Genomic DNA, 313 nt, shown 5'->3' with positions numbered 1-313 from the left:
TCACAACCACTTCGCTGTACGCCGCAATCGATTTAGGCTCGAATAGTTTTCATATGCTGGTTGTACGCGAAGTGGCGGGAAGCATCCAGACGCTCACGCGTATTAAACGCAAGGTGCGTCTGGCCGCTGGACTCAACAGCGACAACATTCTCTCCGCTGAAGCCATGGAACGCGGCTGGCAATGCCTGCGCTTGTTTGCTGAACGTCTGCAGGATATCCCGCAACCGCAAATCCGCGTGGTCGCCACGGCAACATTGCGCATCGCGGTAAACGCCGATGTCTTTATCGCCAAAGCGCAAGAGATCCTCGGCTG

1 pseudogene is annotated in these 313 nt (G+C 55.9%); it reads left to right on the top strand.

Annotation, left to right across the window (positions count from 1 at the left end):
• Window positions 1-313: pseudogene (locus tag FDX22_RS31390) on the top strand (guanosine-5'-triphosphate,3'-diphosphate pyrophosphatase); the annotation flags it as partial.

Source organism: Citrobacter sp. TBCS-14 (genome assembly GCF_005280805.1).
GTDB lineage: Bacteria > Pseudomonadota > Gammaproteobacteria > Enterobacterales > Enterobacteriaceae > Citrobacter > Citrobacter gillenii.
This window is presented reverse-complemented; position numbering and strand designations above follow the sequence as displayed.